The following is a 1,261-nucleotide window of genomic DNA, read 5'->3' on the forward strand; positions in this document are numbered from 1 at the left end:
TGTAGTGGCATAGTTAATTTGGCCACCTAATTAGAGGTGCTATCATGCACCAAGAGACAATTAGGTGACAACATGACCAGAAGACCAAAGCGTAACTTTAGCCCTGAATTTCGACTTGAAGCAGCGCAGCTGGTAGTCGACCAAAACTACACAGTTCGAGAAGCTGCTGAAGCCATGAACGTCGGACATTCGACTATGGATAAATGGGTTCGTCAGCTTCGAAAGGAGCGTGACGGGGAAAGCCCAAAGGCCACGCCCATGACGCCTGAGCAGCTGAAAATACGCGAGCTTGAGAAGCGCATTCGTGACATTGAGATGGAAAAAGACATATTAAAAAAGGCTACAGCTCTCTTAATGTCGGACTCCCTGAACAATTCTCGATAATCGAGAAACTTAAGACGAGCTATCCAGTAAAAAAGCTCTGTGCGGTGTTCAACGTGCACCGCAGCAGCTTTAAGTACTGGAAACAACGTTCAAAACAGCCTGTATGTGCGAAGAAAGCCGAGGAAATCGCCAAGGTCAAAGAGCTCTTTCGTGAGAGTGAGGGCTCTGCTGGTGCGCGTAGCATCGCGGAGATGGCGACCACTCAGGACGTGCGGCTAAGTCGCTACCGCGCTGGCCGTTTGATGGCGAAACTGGGACTAATTAGCTGCCAAATACCCGGTCACACGTACAAGAAAGCAGGTGATGAACATGTTGAGATACCGAATTATTTAGACCGCCAGTTTAACGTGGAAGCGCCGAACCGCGTTTGGTGTGGCGACGTCACGTACATCTGGACCGGCAACCGCTGGGCTTACTTAGCGGTTGTCATTGATTTATTTGCGCGAAAGCCAGTGGGCTGGGCGATGTCATTATCACCAGACAGCGAACTTACCGCGAACGCGTTGAAAATGGCCTATGAAAGCCGTGGGCGCCCTAAAGGAGTTATGTTCCATAGCGACCAGGGCTGTCATTACACGAGCCGTAAGTTCCGCCAGACACTCTGGAAGTGCCAGATAAAACAGAGCTTAAGTCGACGTGGAAATTGCTGGGACAATGCTCCGATGGAGCGGTTCTTTAGAAGCCTGAAGATTGAATGGATGCCGACGTATGGCTATCGCTCGTTCTTGCAAGCAAGGCATCACATTGTGAAATATTTAATCGGGTATTACAGCCAGCTTCGGCCGCATGAGCATAACAGTGGCATGAGTCCGAATCAGGCGGAGGAAAAGTACTGGATTAACTATAAACCGGTGGCCAGTTTTACTTGACCACTACA

The 1,261-nt window shown here is 49.6% G+C and carries 1 protein-coding gene; it reads left to right on the forward strand.

Translation table 11 applies throughout. The features are described from left to right. The first annotated feature begins 72 nt into the window (after positions 1 to 72). Positions 73 to 1,253, forward strand: a protein-coding gene (locus tag ADINL_RS09190; protein ID WP_152547657.1) for an IS3 family transposase whose coding sequence is annotated in 2 segments (ribosomal slippage) — positions 73 to 340 and positions 340 to 1,253 — 1,182 coding nt in all. Because the reading frame shifts where the segments join, the coding sequence is not laid out codon by codon here. Positions 1,254 to 1,261: the final 8 nt, after the last annotated feature.

The organism is Nitrincola lacisaponensis (assembly GCF_000691225.1).
In the GTDB taxonomy this organism is placed as follows: domain Bacteria; phylum Pseudomonadota; class Gammaproteobacteria; order Pseudomonadales; family Balneatricaceae; genus Nitrincola; species Nitrincola lacisaponensis.